General features: G+C 61.9%; 24 protein-coding genes. 10 read left to right on the top strand and 14 right to left on the bottom strand.

The features are described from left to right. Nucleotides 1-67: 67 nt before the first annotated feature. A complete protein-coding gene (locus QMK47_RS24315; protein ID WP_214512469.1) occupies nucleotides 68-1234 on the bottom strand; it encodes a 1-acyl-sn-glycerol-3-phosphate acyltransferase in 1167 nt (388 codons plus the stop codon). Nucleotides 1235-1373: 139 nt separating this feature from the next. Here QMK47_RS24315 and QMK47_RS24310 point away from each other — a divergent pair, with 139 nt between their 5' ends. From QMK47_RS24310 to QMK47_RS24300, 3 genes are read left to right on the top strand one after another with little or no spacing between them, the layout of a single operon-like run. Continuing rightward, nucleotides 1374-1556, top strand: a complete 183-nt coding sequence (locus QMK47_RS24310; RefSeq protein WP_053181855.1) for a CPXCG motif-containing cysteine-rich protein — start codon at nucleotides 1374-1376, stop codon at nucleotides 1554-1556. Between the two features lie 11 nt (nucleotides 1557-1567). Continuing rightward, a complete protein-coding gene (locus QMK47_RS24305; protein ID WP_253478109.1) occupies nucleotides 1568-1828 on the top strand; it encodes a putative signal transducing protein in 261 nt (86 codons plus the stop codon). Nucleotides 1829-1867: 39 nt separating this feature from the next. Continuing rightward, the gene (locus QMK47_RS24300; protein WP_214512471.1) at nucleotides 1868-2491 is read left to right on the top strand and encodes an SOS response-associated peptidase; all 624 of its coding nucleotides are present in this window, start codon (nucleotides 1868-1870) and stop codon (nucleotides 2489-2491) included. Nucleotides 2492-2554: 63 nt separating this feature from the next. Here QMK47_RS24300 and QMK47_RS24295 read toward each other — a convergent pair whose 3' ends face one another. The 3 genes from QMK47_RS24295 to algW all read right to left on the bottom strand — a co-directional run bounded on the left by QMK47_RS24295 (nucleotide 2555) and on the right by algW (nucleotide 6694). Beyond that, complete coding sequence (locus QMK47_RS24295) at nucleotides 2555-3274, bottom strand: DUF4198 domain-containing protein (protein ID WP_258689348.1); 720 nt, start codon at nucleotides 3272-3274, stop codon at nucleotides 2555-2557. A 13-nt stretch (nucleotides 3275-3287) separates the two neighbouring features. Next, nucleotides 3288-5390: a TonB-dependent receptor gene (locus QMK47_RS24290; protein ID WP_320389431.1), complete on the bottom strand. Its 2103-nt coding sequence runs from the start codon at nucleotides 5388-5390 to the stop codon at nucleotides 3288-3290. Nucleotides 5391-5533: 143 nt separating this feature from the next. Continuing rightward, nucleotides 5534-6694 carry a Do family serine endopeptidase AlgW gene (gene algW / locus QMK47_RS24285; protein ID WP_072344423.1) on the bottom strand — a complete coding sequence of 387 codons (1161 nt, stop codon included), beginning with the start codon at nucleotides 6692-6694 and terminating at the stop codon, nucleotides 5534-5536. Between the two features lie 104 nt (nucleotides 6695-6798). Here algW and QMK47_RS24280 point away from each other — a divergent pair, with 104 nt between their 5' ends. The 3 genes from QMK47_RS24280 to cysN all read left to right on the top strand — a co-directional run bounded on the left by QMK47_RS24280 (nucleotide 6799) and on the right by cysN (nucleotide 10653). Continuing rightward, nucleotides 6799-7557: a Nif3-like dinuclear metal center hexameric protein gene (locus QMK47_RS24280; protein ID WP_253478103.1), complete on the top strand. Its 759-nt coding sequence runs from the start codon at nucleotides 6799-6801 to the stop codon at nucleotides 7555-7557. A gap of 270 nt (nucleotides 7558-7827) precedes the next feature. Next, a complete protein-coding gene (gene cysD / locus QMK47_RS24275) occupies nucleotides 7828-8745 on the top strand; it encodes a sulfate adenylyltransferase subunit CysD (RefSeq protein WP_003178041.1) in 918 nt (305 codons plus the stop codon). A gap of 9 nt (nucleotides 8746-8754) precedes the next feature. Continuing rightward, entirely contained in the window at nucleotides 8755-10653 is a 1899-nt protein-coding gene (gene cysN, locus QMK47_RS24270) for a sulfate adenylyltransferase subunit CysN (protein ID WP_214512474.1), read from the top strand. Between the two features lie 162 nt (nucleotides 10654-10815). Here cysN and QMK47_RS24265 read toward each other — a convergent pair whose 3' ends face one another. The 3 genes from QMK47_RS24265 to QMK47_RS24255 are packed head-to-tail and all read right to left on the bottom strand — an operon-like array spanning nucleotide 10816 to nucleotide 14223. Continuing rightward, the gene (locus QMK47_RS24265; protein ID WP_320389430.1) at nucleotides 10816-11724 is read right to left on the bottom strand and encodes an acyltransferase; all 909 of its coding nucleotides are present in this window, start codon (nucleotides 11722-11724) and stop codon (nucleotides 10816-10818) included. Further along, nucleotides 11725-13824 (bottom strand): phosphate acetyltransferase, encoded by a 2100-nt coding sequence (gene pta / locus QMK47_RS24260; protein ID WP_214512476.1) that lies wholly within the window; start codon nucleotides 13822-13824, stop codon nucleotides 11725-11727. A 60-nt stretch (nucleotides 13825-13884) separates the two neighbouring features. After that, on the bottom strand, nucleotides 13885-14223 hold the full coding sequence (locus QMK47_RS24255) for a DUF3565 domain-containing protein (RefSeq protein ID WP_018612608.1): 339 nt from the start codon (nucleotides 14221-14223) through the stop codon (nucleotides 13885-13887). Here QMK47_RS24255 and QMK47_RS24250 point away from each other — a divergent pair. From QMK47_RS24250 to QMK47_RS24240, 3 genes are all read left to right on the top strand, one after another. After that, nucleotides 14192-14677 (top strand): FKBP-type peptidyl-prolyl cis-trans isomerase, encoded by a 486-nt coding sequence (locus tag QMK47_RS24250; RefSeq protein ID WP_018612607.1) that lies wholly within the window; start codon nucleotides 14192-14194, stop codon nucleotides 14675-14677. The genes QMK47_RS24255 and QMK47_RS24250 overlap by 32 nt on opposite strands. Before the next feature lie 121 nt (nucleotides 14678-14798). Further along, nucleotides 14799-15281 carry a glutathione peroxidase gene (locus QMK47_RS24245; RefSeq protein WP_018612606.1) on the top strand — a complete coding sequence of 161 codons (483 nt, stop codon included), beginning with the start codon at nucleotides 14799-14801 and terminating at the stop codon, nucleotides 15279-15281. Between the two features lie 213 nt (nucleotides 15282-15494). Beyond that, complete coding sequence (locus tag QMK47_RS24240) at nucleotides 15495-16598, top strand: NADH:flavin oxidoreductase (protein ID WP_320389429.1); 1104 nt, start codon at nucleotides 15495-15497, stop codon at nucleotides 16596-16598. Nucleotides 16599-16735: 137 nt separating this feature from the next. Here QMK47_RS24240 and QMK47_RS24235 read toward each other — a convergent pair whose 3' ends face one another. Continuing rightward, nucleotides 16736-17935 (bottom strand): glycosyltransferase family 4 protein, encoded by a 1200-nt coding sequence (locus tag QMK47_RS24235; RefSeq protein ID WP_253478080.1) that lies wholly within the window; start codon nucleotides 17933-17935, stop codon nucleotides 16736-16738. Nucleotides 17936-17975: 40 nt separating this feature from the next. Next, nucleotides 17976-18731 carry a sulfate transporter CysZ gene (gene cysZ, locus QMK47_RS24230; RefSeq protein ID WP_214512479.1) on the bottom strand — a complete coding sequence of 252 codons (756 nt, stop codon included), beginning with the start codon at nucleotides 18729-18731 and terminating at the stop codon, nucleotides 17976-17978. 311 nt (nucleotides 18732-19042) lie between these two features. Between cysZ and trxB the strand changes: the two genes are divergently transcribed. Next, a complete protein-coding gene (gene trxB / locus QMK47_RS24225) occupies nucleotides 19043-20005 on the top strand; it encodes a thioredoxin-disulfide reductase (protein WP_003205459.1) in 963 nt (320 codons plus the stop codon). 184 nt (nucleotides 20006-20189) lie between these two features. Here trxB and QMK47_RS24215 read toward each other — a convergent pair whose 3' ends face one another. The 5 genes from QMK47_RS24215 to folE form a co-directional block, all read right to left on the bottom strand. Beyond that, the gene (locus QMK47_RS24215; RefSeq protein ID WP_253478077.1) at nucleotides 20190-21440 is read right to left on the bottom strand and encodes an aspartate aminotransferase family protein; all 1251 of its coding nucleotides are present in this window, start codon (nucleotides 21438-21440) and stop codon (nucleotides 20190-20192) included. A gap of 301 nt (nucleotides 21441-21741) precedes the next feature. After that, complete coding sequence (locus QMK47_RS24210) at nucleotides 21742-22080, bottom strand: HopJ type III effector protein (protein WP_253478074.1); 339 nt, start codon at nucleotides 22078-22080, stop codon at nucleotides 21742-21744. Continuing rightward, nucleotides 22073-22369: a DUF1244 domain-containing protein gene (locus tag QMK47_RS24205; protein WP_003205454.1), complete on the bottom strand. Its 297-nt coding sequence runs from the start codon at nucleotides 22367-22369 to the stop codon at nucleotides 22073-22075. Before QMK47_RS24205 ends, QMK47_RS24210 begins: the two co-directional genes overlap by 8 nt. 97 nt (nucleotides 22370-22466) lie before the next feature. Beyond that, on the bottom strand, nucleotides 22467-22847 hold the full coding sequence (folX, locus tag QMK47_RS24200) for a dihydroneopterin triphosphate 2'-epimerase (protein WP_214512482.1): 381 nt from the start codon (nucleotides 22845-22847) through the stop codon (nucleotides 22467-22469). After that, the gene (folE, locus tag QMK47_RS24195) at nucleotides 22848-23408 is read right to left on the bottom strand and encodes a GTP cyclohydrolase I FolE (protein ID WP_003205453.1); all 561 of its coding nucleotides are present in this window, start codon (nucleotides 23406-23408) and stop codon (nucleotides 22848-22850) included. Nucleotides 23409-23425: the final 17 nt, after the last annotated feature.

Raw genomic sequence — 23425 nt, 5'->3', positions numbered from 1 at the left:
GAGGCCACAGAGGCCACAGAGGCCACAGAGGCCACAGAGGCCACACCAGGCCCTCGCAAGCCCGGCTTTAAAGCGCCAACCCCGCCTTGACCCGATACTGATTGCGCACCGGCGTTGCGTATTGCAGCACCAGGAACGGCCGGTGCTCCGGCGGGCAAGCGTCCAGCCGGCGCTGCCATTCTTCCTGGGCCTTGGCCAGCTCCTCGGCACCGAACACCTCGGCCGCCTTAGGCACCTGCAACTGCGGGTCGGCGTCGGCCCATTGGGCGTAAGCCAGGTAGTGCACCGGGAACAGGCGGTAGCCGCCGAGAATCTGCCGGTCCATCTCCTGGGCCAATTGCTTGGTGTCCTCGAACAGCTCGGTGATGGGCGCGGCGAAGTTCACGTGGACCCGGCCCTTGTAGCCGGTGATGCCCTTGGCGATGCTCACGTCGTCCTCGCCCGGGGCCTTGGTGTAGGTGCCGGTGGTGGCGCGGATGTACAACTCGCGGGCCTTGGCCTGGTCGCACGGGTCGTATTCGTAGCTGATCGACACCGGTGTGAGGTTCAGTGACTGGATCACCTCGCCGAACGGCTCGTCCTTGCGGCTCATGTGGAACATCTTGAGGATCGCCGATTCGGTCCGGTCGTCACCGTCCTTGGCCCGTCCTTCGGCCTGGGCGATCCAGATCGAGGCGCAATCGTTGCGGATCGAATGGTTGATGTACGCCGACAACAACTGGTACGCCGCCATTTTTTCCCGTCGCCCGGTGATGGAGCGGTGCACGATGAAACTCTTGTTCAGGCGCATCAGGTCGCTGACAAAAGGCTTTTGCAGCAGGTTGTCGCCAATGGCGATGCGCGGGGTCGGCAGGCCGGCGTGGTACACGGCGTAGTTGACGAAGGCCGGGTCCATCACGATATCGCGGTGGTTGGCGATGAACACGTACGCACTGCCGGACTTGAATTGCTCGACCCCGGTGTAGGTCACGCCATCGGTGGCGCGCTCGATGGTGTGGTCGACGTAGAACTCCACCTTGTCCTGCAACGTGGCAACCGACGTCACTCCGGCGAACTCACGGCGCAATCTTTGCGCTATAAGAGGTTTGAGCATCCAGCCGAAGGCGCCGGCCAGGCGTGGGAAGCGGAAGTGGGTGAGGATATCTAGAAACGCCTTGTCGCCAAGCAGTCGTGCCAGCACCGCTGGGACTTCGCTGTCGTCGTAAGGTCGGATGGCATCGAATTCGCCCATCATGCTCTCTTGTTGGAAACGGCTAGGGTAAGTAAAGGTTCTAACGAAAAAACGACAGGGCACGGTCTGGAAGATAAGCCAGACAAAAATAGCCCTGCAAATAGACCGGCGATTATACGCACAAGTCACTTGGGAGACCGCGATGCTGGAAACCGAACGCTACGAATGTCCTTATTGCGGCGAACCAGCGGAAGCGGTTCTGGATTTGTCCGGCGGCGACCAGACCTATATTGAGGACTGTCCGGTGTGTTGCCGACCGATAACCTTCGTGCTGCAGGTCCATGAAGATGAGTGGCATCTCGAGGTCCGCAGCGAAAACGAGTGAAGGGGGCGCCCATGCAGCGAATCTACGAGCTGGAAAACCTGATGGAAGGTGAGTTGTTGCAAGGGATGCTGGCGAGCGAAGGCATCACGGCGCATCTGGTGGGACGTGATTTGCTGGGCGGTGCGGGGGAGTTGCCCATGCAAGGCCTGTTGGGACTGGCGGTGGAGGACGACCAGGCGCTATACGCCCGGGAGTTGATCGCCGCGTACAATGCCGCACTGCCGTTGCCCGGCGATGAACCGGACAGCTACCCCGGCACGCTGGTCTGTTAGGCTGGCGGTCGTTTGTTCGATCAAGAGTCGTGTTGCCCCATGTGTGGACGTTTTGCCCTGTTTCGCTGGAACCCCAGCTTCGCGGCCCTGCCCGGTTTCCCCGCCGATCAGAAGGCCCAATGGAATATTTCGCCCAACGATTCGGTGCTGATCCTGCGGGCCGGCGCCGAGGGCCAGCGCGAACTGGCCCGGGCGCGCTGGGGCCTGACGCCGCCGTGGCTGACCGACCTGTCCCGCACCCCGGCCCATGCTCGGGCTGAAACCGTGGCCGAACAACCGATGTTCCGCGAGGCCTTGCGCCTGCGCCGTTGCCTGCTGCCGGCCAATGGTTTCTATGAGTGGCGCGGCGGCACGCGCAAGCGTCCGTACTGGTTGACGCCGGGGGAGGGTTCATCACTGTTTTTTGCCGCGATCTGGGAGGCGTATCCGGTACAGGAACAGGTGTGGCTGAGCACGGCGGTCATCACCCAACCGGCGGCGGGTCAGCGCCGGCCGTTGATCCTGGACGAAGAAGGCCAGCGCCTGTGGCTCGACCCCGAGACACCGCTGCATGCCTTGCAAGGGCTGCTGGCAAGCGAGCCGGCGGCACTGCGCGAGCGAGTGCTGGCCAACATGGTCAATGATCCGAAACTCAATGGGCCGGAGTGCTTGACTCCGGCTTGAGTGTTGCGGTGATTGTGCTGGCCCCATCGCGAGCAGGCTCGCTCCCACATTAGGTTCTGGGCGTTACTCGTGATGTGGCTCGCCCAGGAAGGTCAACGAGGTGAACACGCCGCGGGTGGCCACGTCCTTGTTGTCCTTGAGTGCAATTTCCATCTGCGCCGCGATCACATTCAAGCCTTCGTTGCGCACCAGCACCTTGGCCCGGCCTTCTGCGTCGGTTTCAGTCGATACGGTGTTCGGCGCGCTGCGGTAGTCGCCCACCAGTTTCACACCGGCCGCCGGTTTGCCGTCCAGCAGTACCCGTACCGGCAATGACTGGCCCGGGCCAACGGTCAGCGGGTCGACTTCCGGCAGGATCACGAACTTGATCGGTGCAAGCGTCGGCAGTTTCGCTCCCGGCTCATAGATCGCCAGGCTGTACTTGAACGTGTGGGTCGACTCGATCGCCCCGGGCACTTTGCTGCGGCCTTCATTGATCCACTTCTTGTCGGCCGTCTGGGACCACATGCCGTTGTCCAGCGCCACGGCCAGCACCGCGGGCGGCTTGAGCGGTTGCAGGCGGGCGTGGTCCGGCAGGCGCTCTACGGTGACCGGGATCATCTTGCCGCCCAGGTCGTAGGCCCAGGCGCCGCTGATTTTCTGCGCCTTGAAGGCATTGTCTTCGGCGCCGTGGCCGTAGATCACTTCGATGTTGTCGCGACGCTGTTCGGTCCACAGGCCATGGGCCGAGGCCTGTGTGGCCAGGAGCAGGCCGAGCAGGGCGAAGGTCTTGGGGTATTTCATGCGGATTTTCCTTTTACAGAGCGAAGGTGAGACTGACGGTGAAGTTGCGCGGCTCGCCGGGGGTGACCCAGTAGTTGCTGTAGGCGCGCTCGTAGTATTTTTCGTCGAAGACGTTGTTCAGGTTCAGCCCCACGGTGACGTCATCGCTGGCCTTGTAATGGGCCAGCAGGTCCACGGTGTGGTAGGCCGGCAGTTCGAAATCCTTGCCAGCTTCGCCCGAGCGATCGCCGACGTAGGTGAACGCCGCGCCAACATCCGAACCGCGCAGGTGCCCGTCCTGGAATTCGTAGACGCCCAGCAGGCTGGCGCTGTGTTTGGCGACGCCGAGGATCCGGCTGCCCGTGGGGATTTGCTCGTCACCCTGGGTCACTTCGGCATCGATGTAGGCATAGGCTCCGATCACCCGCACGGCGTCGGTCACCTGCCCGGTGAATTGCAGGTCGATGCCCTGGCTGCGGGCCTTACCCATGGCACTGTAGAAATCAGTCCCGGCGATTTGCGCCAGGACGTTTTCCTTCTCTATATGGAACGCCGCCAGGGTGGTGCTCAGGCGGTCGTCGAACAACTCGCTCTTGATCCCCACTTCATAGCCAACCCCTTCCTCGGGATCAAAGGTTTTCCCACCGGCATCCAGGCCGTTGTTGGGCTTGAACGAGGTGGAGGCGTTGGCGAACAGGCCAACCTCGGGCGTCAGTTGATACAGCAGGCCGGCCCGCTGCGTCAGGGCATCGTGACGTTGGCGGTTGGTGCGATTGCGGGTGTGATCGTCGATGCTCTGCTCGAAATGCTCATAACGTACGCCGAGCATGCCCCGCAGCTTGTCGGTGAAGACGATCTGGTCCTGCAGGTTCAGCGCGCGGCTTTGCACATGTTCGAAGAAGTCGGTGCCGGTCCGAGCGCCATTGGGTTTTGGCTGGCCGTAGACCGGCTGATAGATGTCGATGGGGTAAGCGCCGGCGATGTTGGTCACGCGCTCGTTCTTGCGGTAATCCTCGTATTCGCTGCCGATCAGCAGCTCATGCCGCCACGGCCCGAGGTCGAACAAGCCGCGCAATTCCAGTTGGGTGATGCTGTCGTGCCAATTGTTGTCGCGCTCGCGATAGCGGCGGTCCACCGTGTTGCCGTCGGCGTTCAGTGGTCGTGCTTCGGAGGCAAAACCCCAGAGTTCACCCTGCTTGTAATGGCTGGCCAGGCGCAGTTGCCAGGTGTCGTTGAGCTGATGTTCGAGGGCGGCCTGGAGCATGTTGTTGTGATTGTCGATGTCGCCGTCGTTGGGTTCGCCCAGAAAGGTCGAGCGGGAAACGCCACTCCAGCGGTTGTTCGGGGCGACGATGCCACGGTCGAACGTCGAGCTGTGGCGCACGATTTCGCTTTCCACCAGCAACCGGGTGTCGGGGTTCAATTGCCAACTGATGGAAGGCGCGATGAAGACGCGCTGGCTGTCGACGTGATCGCGAAAGCTGTGGTTGTCCTCGATCGCCAGGTTGACCCGCGACAACAGGTTGCCTTCGGTATCCAGTGGCGTGTTGACGTCCAGCGCGGTGCGGTAGCGATCCCAACTGCCGGCGCTGGTTTGCAAGGTGGTGAAGGCTTCGGGCTGGGGTTTCTTGGTGACGATGTTCACCGTACCGCCGGGATCGCCCCGTCCATACAGGCTGGCGGCTGGGCCCTTGAGCACTTCAATGCGTTCGATGTTCGCCGTGTCCGGCGTGCTCGGATAGCCACGGTTGGCACTGAAGCCGTCCTTGTAGAACTCCGATGTGGTGAAGCCGCGCACGCTGTATTCGTAGAGCGTCAGGCCACCGAAGTTGTTCTGCTTCGATACACCGCCGGCATATTCCAATGCCCGTTCGACGTTGGTGCTGCCCAGGTCCTTGAGCACGCTGGCGGGAATCACGCTGATCGATTGCGGGATGTCGCGCAGGGCCGTGTCGGTTTTGGTGGCGCTGGCAGAGCGGGTAGCGCGATAGCCCGTGACGGGCCCGGTGGGGGATTCGTAGTCGGACGTCACGTTGACGGCGTCCAGTTCCAGCGGCTGGATGTCTTCGGCGCAGGCCGGATCGCCCAGCAGGCCCAAAGCCAGGCCGGCGAGGGACATCCGTTTTAGATGCGGCATGTTATATTGTTCCAATTCTTATAATTGAAACAATATAACACTACTAGTGAGAATTCATGCTATTGCTGATTTGCCAATCGAGCGCCTTTCTTTGTGGCGAGGGAGCAAGCTCCCTCGCCACAGGGGGAAAGGCTTGACGCGCCTTACTGCTCTTCCTTGAGCACCACCGGTGCCGGCGGTGGGCGCAGGCCGATTTCAGCGGTGAGCTTGAGCTCCTTGCCGTTGCGCATGACCTGGATCGTCACCTTGTCGGTGGGCTTGATCCGCGCCACCTGGTTCATCGAGCGGCGGCCATCGCCGGCCGGCTCGCCATCGATGCTCAGGATCACATCGCCCAGTTGCAGGCCGGCCTTCTGCGCCGGGCCGTCGCGGAAAATCCCCGCCACCACGATGCCGGGCCGCCCGGACAAGCCGAAGGACTCCGCCAGTTCCTGGGTCAGCGGCTGGACTTCAATACCCAGCCAGCCGCGAATCACCTGGCCGTGCTCGATGATGGACTTCATCACCTCCATCGCCAGCTTCACCGGAATGGCGAAACCGATGCCCTGGCTGCCGCCGGACTTGGAGAAGATCGCCGTATTGATCCCGGTCAGGTTGCCGTTGGCATCCACCAGCGCGCCGCCGGAGTTGCCGGGGTTGATCGCGGCGTCGGTCTGGATGAAATCCTCGTAGTTGTTCAGGCCCAACTGATTGCGCCCGGTGGCGCTGATGATGCCCATGGTCACGGTCTGGCCGACGCCGAACGGGTTACCGATGGCCAGGGCCACGTCGCCGATGCGGATGCTGTCGGAGCGGCCGATGGTGATGGCCGGGAGGTTCTTGAGGTCGATCTTCAGTACCGCGAGGTCGGTTTCCGGGTCGCTGCCGATCACCCGGGCCAGGGTTTCGCGGCCGTCCTTGAGGGCCACCACGATCTGGTCGGCACCGCTGGTGACGTGGTTGTTGGTCAAAATATAACCTTCCGGGCTCATGATCACGCCCGACCCCAGGCTCGACTCCATGCGCTTCTGCTTGGGCGAGTTGTCGCCGAAGAAGCGCCGGAATTGCGGGTCTTCGAACAACGGATGGCTGGGTTTGTTGATGACCTTGGTGGTGTACAGGTTCACCACGGCTGGCGCCGCGGTGGTCACGGCGTCGGCATAGGACACCGGCCCCTGTTGCACCGCCTTGGTTTGCGGCGCCTGCTGCAAGTTGACGTCGAGGCTCGGCAGGCCCACCCATTCCGGGTAGCGCTGGATAATCAGTAGAGCGACAAGCACGCCGGCCAACAGCGGCCAGCCGGAAAAACGCAGCGCCTTGAGCATTAAGCACGTCCTACAGAGGTTGCAGGCGGTATGAGACCGCCCATAATGTCGCGCATTATACGAGGCCGCGCGTGCCTCTGAACGGGATATTTAGGAGTCTTTTCATGGCCGTAGCCCTGAACACCCTGGTCGAAGAAGCGGACCGTTACCTGGCCAGCAGCCGGATTGCCGATTATTGCCCCAACGGCCTGCAGGTCGAAGGTGCGCCCCAGGTGATGCGCATCGTCAGTGGTGTCACCGCCAGCCAGGCCTTGCTTGACGCTGCCGTCGAGGCTGAGGCCGACCTGGTGCTGGTGCATCACGGTTATTTCTGGAAGGGCGAAAACCCTTGCATCACCGGCATGAAACAGCGTCGTCTCAGGACGTTGCTCAAGCATGATATCAGCCTGTTGGCTTATCACTTGCCGTTGGACCTGCACCCGGAGGTGGGCAATAACGTGCAATTGGCCCGCCAGTTGGACATCACCGTCGAGGGACCGCTGGATCCGGACAACCCCAAGATCGTCGGCCTGGTCGGCTCCCTGTCCGAACCGATGACGGCGCGGGATTTCGCGCGCAAGGTCCAGGAAACCATGGGGCGTGAGCCGTTGTTGATCGAAGGCGAGCAGATGATCCGCCGGGTTGGCTGGTGCACCGGTGGCGGCCAGGGCTATATCGATCAGGCGGTGTTGGCTGGCGTCGACCTGTACCTCAGCGGCGAGGCGTCGGAGCAGACGTTCCACAGCGCGCGGGAAAACGGCATCAGTTTCATCGCCGCCGGCCATCATGCGACCGAACGCTATGGCGTCCAGGCGCTGGGTGACTACCTGGCGCGCCGCTTTGCCCTGGAGCACATCTTCATCGATTGCCCGAATCCCATCTGACTAGCGCTGAACCAACTGTGGAAGCGGGCCTGTGGGAGCAAAGCTTGCTCGCGATGACGTCGGCACATGCAACGCCGCTATCGCGAGCAAGCTTTGCTCCCACAGAGTTCACTGGCTCCCCCAGAACTCACCGCAATGCCCGAACCACTGGGCATATCCATATGCTGTTTCGATCTAGTTGGCGCCCTGATTAGAAGAGGTCGCTGTGCTAGGATTCCCCGCTCGAACACGGCCCGCTGGCCGTTCATAAGAAAGTTTTCGTGAGTAGCCATGGTCGACAAACTGACGCATCTGAAACAGCTGGAGGCGGAAAGCATCCACATCATCCGCGAGGTGGCCGCCGAGTTCGATAACCCGGTGATGCTGTACTCCATCGGTAAAGACTCCGCCGTGATGCTGCACCTGGCACGCAAGGCGTTCTTCCCCGGCAAGCTGCCGTTTCCGGTGATGCACGTCGACACCCGCTGGAAATTCCAGGAAATGTACAAGTTTCGTGATCGCATGGTCGAGGAGCTGGGCCTGGACCTGATCACCCATGTGAACCCGGACGGCGTGGCGCAGGGCATCAACCCGTTCACCCACGGCAGTGCCAAGCACACCGACATCATGAAGACCGAAGGCCTCAAGCAGGCTTTGGACAAATATGGTTTCGACGCCGCGTTCGGCGGTGCCCGTCGCGATGAAGAGAAATCCCGCGCCAAGGAGCGCGTGTACTCGTTCCGCGACAGCAAGCACCGCTGGGACCCGAAGAACCAGCGCCCGGAGCTGTGGAACGTCTACAACGGCAAGGTCAACAAGGGCGAGTCGATCCGGGTATTCCCGCTGTCGAACTGGACCGAGCTGGACATCTGGCAGTACATCTACCTCGAAGGCATCCCGATCGTGCCGCTGTACTTTGCCGCCGAGCGTGAAGTGATCGAGAAGAACGGCACGCTGATCATGATCGACGACGAGCGCATCCTCGAGCACCTGTCCGACGAAGACAAAGCCCGTATCGTCAAGAAGAAAGTGCGTTTCCGTACTCTTGGCTGCTACCCGTTGACGGGCGCGGTGGAGTCCGAGGCCGAAAGCCTGACGGACATCATCCAGGAAATGCTCCTGACGCGAACTTCCGAGCGCCAGGGCCGGGTCATCGACCACGATGGCGCAGGCTCGATGGAAGATAAAAAACGTCAAGGTTATTTCTAAGGGGCTGTCATGTCGCATCAATCTGATTTGATCAGCGAGGACATCCTCGCCTACCTGGGCCAGCACGAGCGTAAAGAGCTGCTGCGCTTTTTGACCTGCGGTAACGTCGACGACGGCAAGAGCACCCTGATCGGGCGCCTGCTGCACGACTCCAAGATGATCTACGAAGATCACCTGGAAGCCATCACCCGCGATTCGAAGAAAGTCGGCACCACCGGTGACGATATCGACCTGGCGTTGCTGGTCGACGGCCTGCAGGCCGAGCGCGAGCAAGGCATCACCATTGATGTCGCCTACCGCTATTTCTCCACCGCCAAGCGTAAATTCATCATCGCCGATACCCCAGGCCATGAGCAGTACACCCGCAACATGGCCACCGGTGCCTCCACCTGTGACCTGGCGATCATCCTGGTGGACGCCCGCTACGGCGTGCAGACCCAGACTCGTCGCCACAGCTTCATTGCCTCGTTGCTGGGCATCAAGCACATCGTCGTGGCCATCAACAAGATGGACCTCAAGGACTTCGACCAGGGCGTGTTCGAGTCGATCAAGGCCGACTACCTGAAGTTCGCCGAAGGCTTGAAGATGAAGCCCACCACCATGCACTTCGTGCCGATGTCCGCCCTCAAGGGCGACAACGTGGTGAACAAGTCCGAGCGTTCGCCGTGGTACACCGGCCAGTCGCTGATGGAAATCCTCGAGACCGTGGAAGTGGCGGGCGACCGTAACTTCACCGACCTGCGTTTCCCAGTGCAGTACGTCAACCGTCCGAACCTGAACTTCCGCGGTTTCGCCGGCACCCTCGCCAGCGGCATCGTGCACAAGGGCGACGAAGTGGTGGTGCTGCCGTCGGGCAAGAGCAGCCGCGTGAAATCCATCGTCACCTTCGAGGGCGAGTTGGAGCATGCAGGTCCTGGCCAGGCGGTAACGCTGACCATGGAAGACGAAATCGACATCTCCCGTGGCGACTTGCTGGTGCATGCCGACAACGTGCCACCGGTCACCGACAGCTTTGAAGCGATGCTGGTGTGGATGGCCGAAGAGCCGATGCTGCCGGGCAAGAAATACGACATCAAGCGCGCCACCAGCTACGTGCCGGGTTCGATTGCCAGCATCGTCAACAAGGTGGATGTGAACACCCTTGAAGAAGGTCCGGCCAGCGCGTTGCAGCTCAACGAAATCGGCAAGGTGAAGATCGCCTTGGATGCACCGATTGCCCTGGACGGTTACGAGAGCAACCGCACCACCGGTGCGTTCATCGTCATCGATCGCCTGACCAACGGCACGGTCGGTGCCGGCATGATCGTCGCCCAGCCGCTGGCTCACGGCAGCAGCACGCACCACGGCAAGCTGGCCCATGTGTCGGTGGAAGAACGCGCCCAGCGCTTCGGCCAGCAGCCGGCCACGGTTCTGTTCAGTGGCCTGTCGGGCGCTGGCAAAAGCACGCTGGCCTATGCGGTCGAGCGCAAGTTGTTCGACTCGGGCCGTGCGGTCTTTGTCCTCGATGGCCAGAACCTGCGTCATGACCTGAACAAGGGCTTGCCGCAGGATCGCTCCGGACGTACCGAGAACTGGCGCCGTGCGGCTCATGTCGCCCGTCAGTTCAACGAAGCCGGCCTGCTGACCCTCGCCGCGTTTGTCGCCCCGGATGCCGAAGGCCGCGAACAGGCCAAGGCGCTGATCGGCAAGGAGCGTCTGCTGACGGTCTACGTCCAGGCTTCGCCAGCGGTGTGCGCCCAGCGTGATCCGCAAGGGCTGTATGCCGCCGCTGGCGACAACATTCCGGGCGAGTCCTTCCCGTATGACGTGCCGCTGGATGCCGACCTGGTGATCGACACCCAGGCGCTGACACTGGAAGAGAGTGTCAAGCAGGTGCTGGATCTGCTGCGCAAGCGTGGGGCGATCTAAGTCTCGCTGCGGTAAATAAAAAAGCCCGCGGATGAGTGATCATCTGCGGGCTTTTTTTGTTGTCTGGAGGGACGCCATCGCGAGCAAGCTCGCTCCCACAATGGTCAGCGGTGGAGCCAATGTGGGAGCGAGCTTGCTCGCGATGAGGCCTGTGCAGCCGCCTCAAGACTTGGCGGGATACTCCTGATGCATCTGCGCAAGCAACGCATCCTTGTCCTGCCACAACTGGTTGATCCAGCCCTGGAACTCCAGGCGATACACGCCGTCCTGGTCGTAGTTCTTGCCAATAAACTGCGCTGGGATCTTCAGTTCCTGGAAATGCACCACCACCTCTCCAACGTTGCCGCAGAGCAAATCCCAATACCCCGGACGACCGCCCGGATAATGAATGGTCACGTTGATGATCGACTCCAGTTGCTCACCCATGGCATCCAGTACAAACGCGATGCCGCCAGCCTTGGGCTTGAGCAGGTGACGAAACGGTGACTGCTGCTGGGCATGCTTGCCGTCGGTGAAACGCGTGCCTTCGACGAAATTGAAAATACCCACGGGGTTGTCGCGAAACTTCGCGCAGGTCTTGCGGGTGGTTTCCAGGTCCTTGCCTTTCTTTTCCGGATGCTTTTCCAGGTAAGCCTTGGAGTAGCGTTTCATGAACGGGAAGCCCAGCGCCCACCAGGCCAGGCCGATCACCGGCACCCAGATCAGTTCCTGCTTGAGGAAGAACTTCAACGGCCGGATGCGTCGGTTCAGTACGTACTGCAACACCATGATGTCGACCCAGCTCTGGTGGTTGCTGGTGATCAGGTACGAATGCTGGTAGTCCAGGCCCTCCAGGCCGCTGAGGTGCCAGCGGGTACGACGCAGCAGGCTCATCCAGGCCTTGTTGTTGCTGATCCAGGCTTCGTGGATGTGGCCCATCAGCCAGTTGGTGAAGCGCTGGGCGGCGGGGAAGGGCAGCAACAGCTTGAAGATCGCCACGATGAACAGCGGCGTGCAGCAGGCGATGGTGTTCAGCGCCAACAGCAGCGAGGCAATGACGCCGCGCAAGGGGGCAGGCAGGAAGTCCAGCATTTAAATGTCCAAAGGTCGGTTGGCGGCTTGGATCGCGGTCAGGGCGATGGTGTACACGATGTCGTCGACCTGGGCGCCGCGCGGCAAGTCATTCACCGGTTTGCGCAAGCCTTGCAGCATTGGCCCGAGGCTGACGCAATCGGCGCTGCGCTGCACGGCCTTGTGGGTGGTGTTGCCGGTGTTGAGGTCCGGGAAGATGAACACCGTCGCCCGGCCAGCCACCTGGCTGTTGGGCGCCAATTGCCGTGCCACGGTTTCGTTGGCGGCGGCGTCGTATTGCAACGGACCATCGATCAACAGGCCGTGCTGGGCCTCGTGGGCCAGCAGAGTGGCTTCGCGAACTTTTTCCACTTCTTCGCCACTGGCCGACTCACCGCTGGAGTAGCTGAGCATCGCCACCCGCGGCGTGATGCCGAACGCCGCGGCCGAGTCGGCACTTTGCAGGGCGATTTCCGCCAGCTCCGCGGCGCTGGGGTGCGGGTTCATCACGCAGTCGCCGTAGACCAGCACTTCTTCGGGAAACAGCATGAAAAACACCGAGGACACCAGCGAGCATCCTGGCGCGGTCTTGATCAGTTGCAGCGCCGGACGGATGGTGTTGGCGGTGGAGTGGATGACGCCGGATACCAGCCCGTCCACTTCATCCAGGGCCAGCATCATGGTGCCGATGACCACGGTGTCTTCCAGTTGCTGCTCGGCCATCGGCGCGTTCAGGCTTTTGCTCTTGCGCAACCTCACCATGGGTTCGACGTAGCGTTCGCGAATCGAATCCGGGTCGAGAATCTCCAGCCCCGGCGGCAGTTCGATGCCTTGGGCGCGGGCCACCGCTTCGACGTCGGCCGGTTTTGCCAGCAACACACAGCGGGCAATGCCCCGGGCCTGGCAAATGGCGGCGGCCTGGACGGTCAACGGTTCGCTGCCCTCGGGCAGCACGATGCGTTTGTTGGCGGCCTGGGCGCGCTGGATCAACTGATAGCGGAACACCGCTGGCGACAGGCGCATTTCCCGTGGCGTGCCGCAGCGCTGGTGCAGCCACTTGGCGTCCAGGTGGCTGGCGACAAAATCGGTGATGATCTCCGCACGTTCGCGGTCATCGATGGGGATTTCCTTGTTCAAACCGTTGAGCAGGTTGGCGGTGTCATAGGAGCCGGTGCTCACCGACAGCACAGGCAACCCCGCCTGCAAGGCACCGCGACACAAGTCCATGATGCGCGGGTCGGGCAGGGTGTCGCTGGTCAGCAGCAAGCCGGCCAGCGGCACGCCGTTGATCGCTGCCAGGCTCACGGCCAGGATGATGTCGTCGCGATCGCCGGGGGTTACCACCAGCACGCCGGGCTTGAGCAGTTCCACGGTGTTGCGCATGGTGCGGGCGCAAATGATGATGTTGCTCATGCGCCGGGTTTCGTAGTCGCCGGCGTTGAGCACCTGCGCACCCATCAGGTCGGCCACGTCGCGGGTGCGCGGGGCATTGAGTTCGGGGCGAAACGGGATGCAACCGAGCAGGCGGAAATCGCCGCTGCGCAGCAAGGGCGAGTGCTCCTTGAGCCGTGCGGAAAACGCCTCCATGCTTTCGTCGGTGCGGACCTTGTTCAGGATCACCCCGAGAACTTTCGGGTCCTTCGGCCCGCCAAACAACTGCGCCTGCAGCTCTACCCGGCCAGACAGTTCGGTCAGCACTTCGTTTTCCGGCGCCGACACCAGGATGACCTCGGCGTCCAGGCTCTTGGCCAGGTGCAGGTTGACCCGGGCGGCGTAGCTGGCGTTGCGGGTCGGGACCATGCCTTCGACGACCAGCACGTCCTTGCCGATGGCCGCCTGCTGGTAAAGGGTGATGATCTCTTCCAGCAGCTCATCGAGCTGGCCGTCGCCGAGCATGCGCTCGACGTGCGCCAGGCCCAGGGGCTGCGGCGGCTTGAGGCCATGGGTGCGGGCCACCAACTCGGTGGAGCGTTCCGGCCCGGTGTCGCCGGGGTGAGGTTGGGCAATGGGTTTGAAAAAGCCGACTTTCAGTCCGGCCCGCTCAAGGGTACGCACCAGCCCGAGGCTGATGGAGGTCAGGCCCACACCAAAATCGGTGGGTGCGATAAAAAAAGTTTGCATGCGGATTCTCTAAGGGAGCATGGCAATGGCGCGACCTATGACTGGTCATCTACCCACAATTCAGTCGCCAAGGTTATCGCTAACAGGGCCTTGAGCGCACCAGCCGCAATCAAAGGGCTGGCCTATTTTTTCAATACGTTGCCCCGGGTCCAGCACCCAGGCCCGGGACTGCCACGGTGGCTGGTGACGCAGGTGTTGAGTGTGGCCACAGGACAGCTCGGCCACCCAGTGCCCGTCCTCGTCCTGATGGAAACCGGTGACCGTCGGTCTGTTCGAGCTAGCCCGTTTGTCCGGGTTCCGTTCGCTTTCGGGCAAATCCTTGTTTAGACTTGTCCGTTCTTCATTCTTATGCAAAAGGTCTCGCCCCATGCTGATCGCCGCCAATAAGGCTGTCTCCATCGACTATACCCTGACCAATGACGCTGGTGAGGTCATCGACAGCTCTGCCGGCGGCGCTCCGCTGGTCTACCTGCAAGGCGCAGGTAATATCATTCCGGGTCTGGAAAAGGCCCTGGAGGGCAAAGCCGTCGGTGACGAGCTGAAAGTGGCCGTTGAGCCGGAAGACGCTTACGGTGAATACTCCGCTGAGCTGGTCAGCACCTTGAGCCGCAGCATGTTCGAAGGCGTGGATGAGCTGGAAGTGGGCATGCAGTTCCACGCCTCGGCGCCCGATGGCCAGATGCAGATCGTCACCATCCGCGACCTGGAAGGCGATGACGTCACCGTTGACGGCAACCACCCGTTGGCCGGCCAGCGCTTGAACTTCCAAGTCAAGATCGTCGATATCCGTGACGCCAGCCAGGAAGAAATTGCCCATGGTCACGTCCATGGCGAAGGCGGCCATCACCACTGATTTGTGCGCTACGCTCAAATGACCAGTGAACTGGAAAGGCGCCATACGGCGCCTTTTTAGTCGGTTGCTGTTAGCATCACCCATGGCTGTTTCGAAAAGATCCGCAAACCTGGAGTTCGTCATGAGTGCTTTCCACGACCTTAAACTCAAAGCCCTGGATGGTCAGGAGCTTGCTCTGGCGCCGTTCAAGGGGCAAGTCGTGCTGGTGGTCAACGTCGCCTCCAAATGTGGCCTGACGCCTCAATACGCGGCGCTGGAAAATCTCTATCAGCAATACAAGGCCAAGGGTTTCAGCGTGCTGGGCCTGCCCTGCAATCAGTTCGCCGGGCAAGAGCCGGGGACCGAGCAGGAAATCCAGGATTTTTGCAGCCTCAACTACGGCGTGACATTCCCGCTGTCCAGCAAGCTGGACGTGAACGGCCATGATCGTCACCAGTTGTACCGCCTGCTGGCGGGCGAGGGGGCCGAGTTTCCCGGAGACATTACCTGGAACTTCGAAAAATTCCTGCTCGGCAAGGACGGGCGGGTGCTGGCGCGTTTCTCGCCGCGCACGGCGCCGGATGATCCTGCCGTGATCCAGGCGATCGAAAAAGCGCTGGGCTGATCCTCAAAAGTTGCAGCCATAATGATGATCTCTTGTGGCTAGGGAGCAAGCTCTCTCGCCACAAGGGATGCGCTTGAGCGAGTCGAAGGCGGTGATACTCGCTGCGTCCTTTTGATCCTTAATCATTCAAATCAATAGTGCTACCCAGCGCTTACCATGCTCCATATTATCGTCGTCATATCCGACCTGTGACTTCGTTCCGTGGAGTGCCTCATGCCTGCAAAAGCCCTGTTCAAACCTTTCCACCTCGGCGCGTTCGAGTTGCCGACCCGGGTGGTGATGGCGCCGATGACCCGTTCCTTTTCGCCGGGCGGCGTGCCCAATGCCAAGGTCATCGAGTATTACCGTCGCCGCGCGGCGGCCGGGGTCGGCCTGATCATCACCGAGGGCACGACGGTGGGGCACAAGGCTTCCAACGGCTACCCGAACGTGCCGCATTTCTATGGCGACGCCGCGTTGGCCGGCTGGAAAAAAGTGGTTGATGCGGTACACGCCGAAGGCGGCAAGATCGTTCCACAACTGTGGCATGTGGGCAGTGTGCGACGCATCGGCACCGAGCCGGACGCCAGCGTGCCGGGCTATGGCCCGACCGAAAAGCTCAAGGACGGCCAGGTGGTGGTCCACGGCATGACCCAGGCGGACATTGACGAGGTTATCGCCGCGTTCGCCCAGGCGGCAAAAGACGCGCAAAGCATCGGCATGGACGGAGTGGAAATCCACGGCGCCCACGGCTACCTGGTGGACCAGTTCTTCTGGGAAGGCAGCAACCAGCGCACCGACGGTTACGGAGGCAGCCTGGTCAATCGTTCGCGCTTTGCGATCGAATTGATTCGTGCCGTGCGCGCGGCGGTGGGCGAGGGTTTCCCGATCATTTTCCGCTTCTCCCAATGGAAACAGCAGGACTACACCGCGCGTCTGGTGCAGACCCCTGAAGCCCTGGGCGAATTCCTCAAGCCATTGTCCGAGGCGGGCGTGGATATTTTCCACTGCTCGACACGGCGCTTCTGGGAGCCGGAGTTCGAAGGCTCCGAGCTGAACCTGGCCGGCTGGACCCGCAAGCTCACCGGCAAGCCCACCATCACCGTCGGCAGCGTCGGCCTGGACGGCGAGTTCCTGCAGTTCATGGTCAACACCGACAAAATCGCGCAACCGGCCAGCCTGGAAAAACTGCTGGAGCGCCTGAACAACGACGAGTTCGACCTGGTGGCGGTGGGGCGTGCGCTGCTGGTGGATCCGGACTGGGCGCAGAAAGTCCGTGAAGGTCGGGAGCAGGAGATCTTGCCGTTCAGTCGCGAGGCGTTGATGACCCTGGTTTAAGCGGGGCCTGATCCGACGCCATCGCGAGCAAGCTCGCTCCCACAGTGGATCTAGGGTGAACACAAGATATGTGTTCCCTGGGGACCGAATGTGGGAGCGAGCTTGCTCGCGATGGCGGCCTCAGCTTCACTGAAGATTCAGCGCACTGTCGGCGCAGCAGGCATCACCTGCTCACCCACACAAACCCCGCGCAACTGCGCCTCGAACTGCTCGATCACCGACGCCCAACCCTGACGGCTGGCATGCTGGCGCGCATTGAGCCGCACGCAACGCAAAGTCTCGCGCTTCTCCAGCAGCCAACGGGCCGCATCGCAGAACGCCTCCTCATCCCCCGGCATCGCCAGCACGCCGTTATAGCCGTGGCGAATATGTTGGGCCGCCGCGGCCTGGTCGTAGGCCACCACGCCCAGCCCGGACGCCAGCGCCTCCAGCACCACATTGCCGAAGGTTTCGGTCAGGCTCGGAAAGACAAACACATCCCCGGACGCATAATGACTGGCCAGCGCCTCGCCGCGTTGCGGGCCGCAAAAGATCGCTTCGGGCAACTCCTGCTCCAGCGCGGACCGCTGCGGGCCGTCGCCGATCACCACCAGTTTCATCCGTCGCCCTGGGAAAGCACTGCACAGCGTGGCGAAACTGCGCTTGAGCAGGCCGAGGTTTTTCTCCGGAGCCAGGCGTCCGACGTGGATCACGGCGATGTCATCGTCGCCCAGGCCCCACGCCTCACGCAGGCTCGCCGAGCGCTTGACCGGATGAAACAGTTGGCTGTCCACGCCGCGCGACAGCAGCGCCACGCGCTCGAAATGTCGGCGCTCCAGTTCCAGGCGCTGGCTGAGGCTGGGCACCAGGGTCAGGCTGGAGCGGTTGTGAAACCAGCGCAGGTAATGGGTGAGCACTCGACTCAACAGCCCGAGGCCGTACTGTTGGGTGTATTGCTGGAAATTGGTGTGGAAACCACTGACCACCGAGATGCCCAGGCGCCGTGCCGCCCGCAGCGCCGACAAACCCAGCGGCCCTTCGGTGGCGATGTACAGCACGTCCGGACGATGGCGTTTCCAGCGCCTGAGCAGTTTGTGCATCGACGCCTGGCCCCACTGCAAACCCGGATAGCCCGGCAGCGGCCAGCCCCGGCACAGCAGCAACTGCTCGTCACTGGCCTGGCGTTGGTCGTCGACCTGGCGCGGCCGTATCAGCTCGACCTGATGCCCGCGGGCGCGCAGGCCGTCGTACAGGCGGCCCAGGGTATTGGCCACGCCATTGATTTCCGGCGGGAAGGTTTCGGTGATCAGGGTAATGTGCAGAGGTGTGGTCATGACCCCAGTGTCGACCGGGGCCATTTCGTCATTGTGACGCCAGGATGATGGATTTGTGACTGGCTCAGCCCTGGCGGGCCAGCGCGGTCTCGGCGCCTTGCTCACGGACCCAGAACAACGTCGCGCCGGCCACCGCTGCCGGCATCATCAGGATGTTCACCACCGGGATCAGCAGCACCAGGTACACGCTGCCGCCAAAGCCCAGGCTCTGCCAGCGTTTTTCCCGCAGCCAGGCGAGCATTTCGTTCCAGCCCAGCTTGTGGTTGTCCGCCGGATAGTCGATGTACTGGATCGCCATCATCCACACGCCGAACAGCAGCCACAGTGGTGCCGCCACCAGGTTGACCACGGGGATGAACGACAGCACGAACAGCCCCAGGGCGCGGGGCAGGAAATAGCCGAGCTTGCGCGCTTCCCGGCCGAGGGTCCGCGGGATCATGGCGATCAACTCGGCCCAACTGAAGGCCGGGAAGTCGTCGGTACCACGGATGACCACTTCGACTTTTTCCGCGAGAAAGCCGTTGAACGGTGCAGCGATGATGTTGGCGAGCATGGTGAAGGTGAAGAACACCATCAGCACGACGAGCACCACGAACAGCGGCCAGAGGACATAGCTGAGGAAACTGAGCCAGTCTGGCAGCGACGGCATCAGCGTATCGACCCACAGGCTGAACTGGTGGCCGGCCAGGTAAATCAAGCCGACGAACAGCACCAGGTTGATCGCCAGGGGCAAGAGTACAAACAAGCGCAGGCCCGGGCTCAAGACCAGCTTGAGACCCTCTCGCAAATATTGCGGGCCGGACAGGACGGGGGCGGGCATAGGTGGCTCCGAGCGAAGGTGAACGCGCCGACCTTACCGGCTTTGCCTCGCCCGGGAAAGCGGCGACATGGCGTGTAACAACGTTTCTTGAGGCGAAGGCGCCTATTGAAAGGACCGCTGGGGATAGAGCTCACCTATGAGCTGGATTGTTAAACCGTATTTCCTTAATCTTCGCTCCCTCGATACGCTGCACCCATTCTTTTCCAGGACTGTCGAACCCAAGCCTTCCCCAAGTGCGTCAACGGTCCTTTTTTATTCGCGCCGCTCACCCGGCGTTCCGGCCCGCAAGGTCCGGTCAACAGGAGCAGGTCATGTCTGAAGTGCGTCATTCGCGAGTGATTATTCTCGGTTCCGGCCCTGCCGGTTACAGCGCTGCGGTTTATGCGGCCCGTGCCAACCTCAAGCCACTGCTGATCACCGGCATGCAGGCCGGCGGTCAATTGACCACCACCACCGAAGTCGACAACTGGCCGGGCGACGTCCACGGCCTGACCGGCCCGGCCTTGATGGAGCGCATGAAGGAACACGCCGAGCGCTTCGAGACCGAGATCGTTTTCGACCACATCAATGCCGTGGATTTCGCCGCCAAGCCCTACACCCTGACCGGCGACAGCGCGACCTACACCTGCGATGCCCTGATCATCGCCACCGGCGCCAGCGCTCGTTACCTGGGCCTGCCGTCGGAAGAAGCCTTCATGGGCAAAGGTGTTTCCGCCTGCGCCACCTGCGACGGTTTCTTCTACCGCAACAAGCCTGTGGCAGTGGTCGGTGGTGGTAACACCGCCGTTGAAGAAGCGCTGTACCTGGCCAACATCGCCAGCACGGTCACCCTGATCCACCGTCGCGAGACTTTCCGCGCCGAGAAGATCCTGATCGACAAGCTCAATGCCCGCGTCGCCGAAGGCAAGATCATCCTCAAGCTCAACGCGACCCTGGACGAAGTGCTGGGCGACAACATGGGCGTGACCGGTGCCCGCTTGAAGAATAACGACGGCAGCTTTGACGAGATCAAGGTTGACGGCGTCTTCATCGCCATCGGCCACACCCCGAACACCTCGCTGTTCGAAGGCCAGCTGGAACTCAAGGACGGCTACCTGGTGGTCAAGGGCGGCCGCGACGGCAACGCCACTGCCACCAGCGTCGAAGGTATCTTCGCGGCCGGCGACGTGGCCGACCACGTCTACCGCCAGGCGATCACCTCGGCCGGTGCCGGTTGCATGGCAGCCCTGGACACCGAGCGCTACCTGGATGGCCTGCAGAACGCTTCGTTCTGATTCAGCGGGCACAAAAAAACCGGCTTCGGCCGGTTTTTTAATGCCTGGATACCTGCCGGTGCCCCCTGTGGGAGCGAGCTTGCTCGCGATGGCGGTGTATCAGTCAACATCGATGTTGGCTGACCTGACGCTATCGCGAGCAAGCTCGCTCCCACAGGGTTCTGTGTGGTCAAGAGGACCGTGTTCAGGCCAGCTTCGCCAAGCACGCCTCCAGGATATCCAAGCCTTCCTCCAGCACTGCCGGCTCGGTCGTCAACGGCGCCAGCAGCCGAATGATGTGCCGCGATTTTCCGCTGGGCATCAGCAGCAAGCCCGATTCCCGCGCCAGGGCCAGCAGTTGCGTCAGTTGTGCCGAGGCCGGGGTGCCGTCGGCGTGGGTCAGCTCGATGCCGCGCATCGCGCCGACGCCGGTCAGGCGGCCCAGGTAGGGCGTCAGCCCACGGTTGCGCCAGGATTGGTAGCGGCTGACGATCGCCTCCTCCTGTTGCGAGCCCCAGGCATGCAGGTTGGCGTCGGTCATTTCATCCAGGGTCGACAGGGCGGCGGCGCAGGCGATGGGGTTGCCCGAGTAGGTGCCACCGAGGCCGCCCTTGGGCAGGTTGTCCAGCAGCGCCTTGCGTCCCACCACCGCGCCCAAGGGCACGCCGCCGGCGATGCTTTTGCCGAGCAGGACCAAGTCAGGCTCGATGCCGAGCCGTGGGAAGGCAAAGCGCTGGCCGGTGCGGCCGAAGCCGGACTGGATCTCATCGACGATCAGCACAATGCCCTTGTCGTCGCAGAACTGCCGCAGAGCCTGGGCGAAGGGCACATCCATCGCCAGGAAACCGGCTTCGCCCTGCACCGGTTCGACAATGAAACAGGCCACGTCATTCACGTCGATCTCGACGCTGAACAGCCGCTCCATGGCCTTCAAGGCTTCTTCGCCGGTGACGCCGTTGTCCTTGCTGGGGTACGGCAGGTGATACACCGGCCCGGGCAGTACGCCGACTTTCTGCTTGTAAGGCGCGACCTTGCCGTTGAGGTTGAGGGTCGCCAGGGTGCGGCCGTGAAAGGCGCCATCAAACGCAATCACGGCGGTACGGCCCGTGGCGCCGCGTACGATCTTCAAGGCGTTCTCCGCTGCCTCGGCGCCGCTGTTGGTGAGCATGCCGCTGACCGGATAATCCACCGGGACAAACGCCGCCAGGCGCTCCATCAATTCAATGTAGGGGGCGTGGGGCGCGGCATTGAATGCGTAGTGCGTCAGCCGGGTGGCCTGTTCACGGATCGCCTCGACAATGCGCGGATGGCAATGGCCGAGGTTCAACACACCGATGCCGCCGACGAAATCGATGTAGCGTTTACCGTCGGTGTCCCAGACCTCGGCATTCTTGCCGTGGCTGAGGCTGACGGGGTGCACGATGGAGATCGATTGGCTGATGGTTTCGCTGCTCATGGATGACGGCCCGGACGATGGAGAAATTTCCGTTATCTAAGCCGCGAGCAGAGGGGCCCGGCAAACGAAATAAAGTTGCCGGGTCAATCTTAAAAGTCGGGATGTGGTGAGGTGCCGCTTACTTGGGGGGGCAACCCGTGGCGAGGGAGGTTGCTCCCGCTGGGCTTGTAGGAGCTGTCGAGCGAAGCGAGGCTGCGATCTTTGCCCGTACACTTGAGTCTCAAGTGAAAGATCAAAAGATCGCAGGCTTCGCCAGCTCCTACAGAGTCCTGCGGGAGCCCTCGCCACAAAAGCGGGACGATCAGCGCCGCTGCAGCGGCTGTGCCTCGAACGTCACACCGGCCAGCCCATGGGCCATCAGCGCGCGGATATTGCCGTGATCGCTGCCTTCGGGCGTGGCCAGCACCGAACGGTAATGTTCGCCAAACGCCAGCAGCGCTTCTTCATCGCTCAAGCCTTCGAGCAGCGCCAGGCCCAGGGTCTTGCACGAACCTTCGTTCTGCCCGGCGGCGTTGTGCACGCCACCGTTGTCGAAGGCCTGGGGCTGGTAGTCGTAACCGGCGGCGATAAAGGCCAGGGTGTCGGCGAAGGCATGTTCGCCGCTCTTGAGACGGGTACGCAGGGTATTGAGATCAGGCATCGGGTTTTCCTTTGGCGAACGCCGCCTGTTGTTCGGCGCTGGCTTCTTTCTGGTATTGGGCTTTCCACTCGGCGTACGGCATGCCGTAGACCACTTCGCGGGCGTCGTCGAGGCTGACCTCGACCTGGCGTTCATCGGCGGCGGCCTTGTACCACTTGGACAGGCAGTTGCGGCAGAAGCCGGCGAGGTTCATCAGGTCGATGTTCTGCACATCCTTGCGGCTGTCCAGGTGGGCAACCAGCCGACGGAAAGCGGCGGCTTCGAGTTCGAGGCGTTGTTGGTCGTTCATGGTGTTCCCTGACGGGCAGCTGCAAGCGGCGAGCTTCAAGCTGCAAATTGGATGGCGTTGATCAGGCTTGAAGTTTACCGCTTGAAGCCAGTAGCGGCTACGAAGCCGCCCGGCTTGCCGCAAGGGTAATCGACACCGACTCGGCAAATCGCAAGGCGTGGGGTTTGTCGACTTCGACTTCGGCGTACAGCACCGATTCGTTGGCCATGACCAGGTCGAGCAATTCCTGGGTCAGACGTTCGAGCAGGGCGAAGCGGTTGCCTTCCACGTGGGCAATGATCGCCTTGGTGATGGTGCGGTAGTTCAGCGCGTGGTCGATGTCGTTGTCGCGCACCGCTTCCTGGGCAGCGTAGAGGATGGTCAGGTTGATCAACACATCCTGCTTGTTGAGGATTTCATCCTCGTTGATGCCGATGAAGGTGCGCAGGCGCAGGTCCTTGACCTTGATGCGTGCCATGGATGGCTGAAGTTGTGGCATTTAATTGCTCCGTCGAATCAATTGCAGGAACTCCTGGCGCGTGGTGCTGGAATCGCGAAAGGCGCCGAGCATCACCGAGGTGTTCATGGTCGAGTTCTGTTTTTCGACACCGCGCATCATCATGCACATGTGCTGGGCCTCGATCACCACCGCCACGCCGGCGGCCTGGGTGACCTGCTGCACCGCGTCGGCGATTTGCCGGGTCAGGTTCTCCTGGATTTGCAGGCGGCGGGCGAACATGTCCACCAATCGGGCGATCTTCGACAGCCCCAGGACCTTGCCCGTAGGAATATAAGCCACATGGGCCTTGCCGATGAAGGGCAACAGGTGATGTTCGCAGAGTGAATAGAGCTCGATGTCGGCGACGATCACCATTTCATCGCTGTCAGAGGCGAACAGCGCGCCGTTGACGATCTGCTCGACGCTTTGTTCATAACCATGGCAGAGGTACTGCATGGCCTTGGCGGCACGGACCGGGGTATCGAGCAGACCTTCGCGCTCGGGGTTTTCCCCCAGGCCTATAAGGATCTCTCGGTAGTTCTGGGGCAGGGATAGCGTCATGGTGCATCCTCGAAACA

It is taken from the genome of Pseudomonas sp. P9_35 (assembly GCF_034008205.1).
Classification (GTDB): domain Bacteria; phylum Pseudomonadota; class Gammaproteobacteria; order Pseudomonadales; family Pseudomonadaceae; genus Aquipseudomonas; species Aquipseudomonas kilonensis.
This window is presented reverse-complemented; position numbering and strand designations above follow the sequence as displayed.

Coding starts and splice junctions, on each gene's coding strand:
- QMK47_RS24215 (WP_253478077.1), bottom strand. CDS start 21,440: ATGAGCAGCGAAACCATCAGCCAATCGATCTCCATCGTGCACCCCGTC.
- cysN (WP_214512474.1), top strand. CDS start 8,755: ATGTCGCATCAATCTGATTTGATCAGCGAGGACATCCTCGCCTACCTG.
- QMK47_RS24250 (WP_018612607.1), top strand. CDS start 14,192: ATGCTGATCGCCGCCAATAAGGCTGTCTCCATCGACTATACCCTGACC.
- QMK47_RS24210 (WP_253478074.1), bottom strand. CDS start 22,080: ATGCCTGATCTCAATACCCTGCGTACCCGTCTCAAGAGCGGCGAACAT.
- QMK47_RS24280 (WP_253478103.1), top strand. CDS start 6,799: ATGGCCGTAGCCCTGAACACCCTGGTCGAAGAAGCGGACCGTTACCTG.
- folE (WP_003205453.1), bottom strand. CDS start 23,408: ATGACGCTATCCCTGCCCCAGAACTACCGAGAGATCCTTATAGGCCTG.
- QMK47_RS24240 (WP_320389429.1), top strand. CDS start 15,495: ATGCCTGCAAAAGCCCTGTTCAAACCTTTCCACCTCGGCGCGTTCGAG.
- QMK47_RS24205 (WP_003205454.1), bottom strand. CDS start 22,369: ATGAACGACCAACAACGCCTCGAACTCGAAGCCGCCGCTTTCCGTCGG.
- QMK47_RS24310 (WP_053181855.1), top strand. CDS start 1,374: ATGCTGGAAACCGAACGCTACGAATGTCCTTATTGCGGCGAACCAGCG.
- cysD (WP_003178041.1), top strand. CDS start 7,828: ATGGTCGACAAACTGACGCATCTGAAACAGCTGGAGGCGGAAAGCATC.
- QMK47_RS24305 (WP_253478109.1), top strand. CDS start 1,568: ATGCAGCGAATCTACGAGCTGGAAAACCTGATGGAAGGTGAGTTGTTG.
- folX (WP_214512482.1), bottom strand. CDS start 22,847: ATGCCACAACTTCAGCCATCCATGGCACGCATCAAGGTCAAGGACCTG.
- QMK47_RS24235 (WP_253478080.1), bottom strand. CDS start 17,935: ATGGCCCCGGTCGACACTGGGGTCATGACCACACCTCTGCACATTACC.
- pta (WP_214512476.1), bottom strand. CDS start 13,824: ATGCAAACTTTTTTTATCGCACCCACCGATTTTGGTGTGGGCCTGACC.
- trxB (WP_003205459.1), top strand. CDS start 19,043: ATGTCTGAAGTGCGTCATTCGCGAGTGATTATTCTCGGTTCCGGCCCT.
- cysZ (WP_214512479.1), bottom strand. CDS start 18,731: ATGCCCGCCCCCGTCCTGTCCGGCCCGCAATATTTGCGAGAGGGTCTC.
- QMK47_RS24255 (WP_018612608.1), bottom strand. CDS start 14,223: ATGGAGACAGCCTTATTGGCGGCGATCAGCATGGGGCGAGACCTTTTG.
- QMK47_RS24300 (WP_214512471.1), top strand. CDS start 1,868: ATGTGTGGACGTTTTGCCCTGTTTCGCTGGAACCCCAGCTTCGCGGCC.
- QMK47_RS24245 (WP_018612606.1), top strand. CDS start 14,799: ATGAGTGCTTTCCACGACCTTAAACTCAAAGCCCTGGATGGTCAGGAG.
- QMK47_RS24295 (WP_258689348.1), bottom strand. CDS start 3,274: ATGAAATACCCCAAGACCTTCGCCCTGCTCGGCCTGCTCCTGGCCACA.
- QMK47_RS24315 (WP_214512469.1), bottom strand. CDS start 1,234: ATGATGGGCGAATTCGATGCCATCCGACCTTACGACGACAGCGAAGTC.
- algW (WP_072344423.1), bottom strand. CDS start 6,694: ATGCTCAAGGCGCTGCGTTTTTCCGGCTGGCCGCTGTTGGCCGGCGTG.
- QMK47_RS24290 (WP_320389431.1), bottom strand. CDS start 5,390: ATGCCGCATCTAAAACGGATGTCCCTCGCCGGCCTGGCTTTGGGCCTG.
- QMK47_RS24265 (WP_320389430.1), bottom strand. CDS start 11,724: ATGCTGGACTTCCTGCCTGCCCCCTTGCGCGGCGTCATTGCCTCGCTG.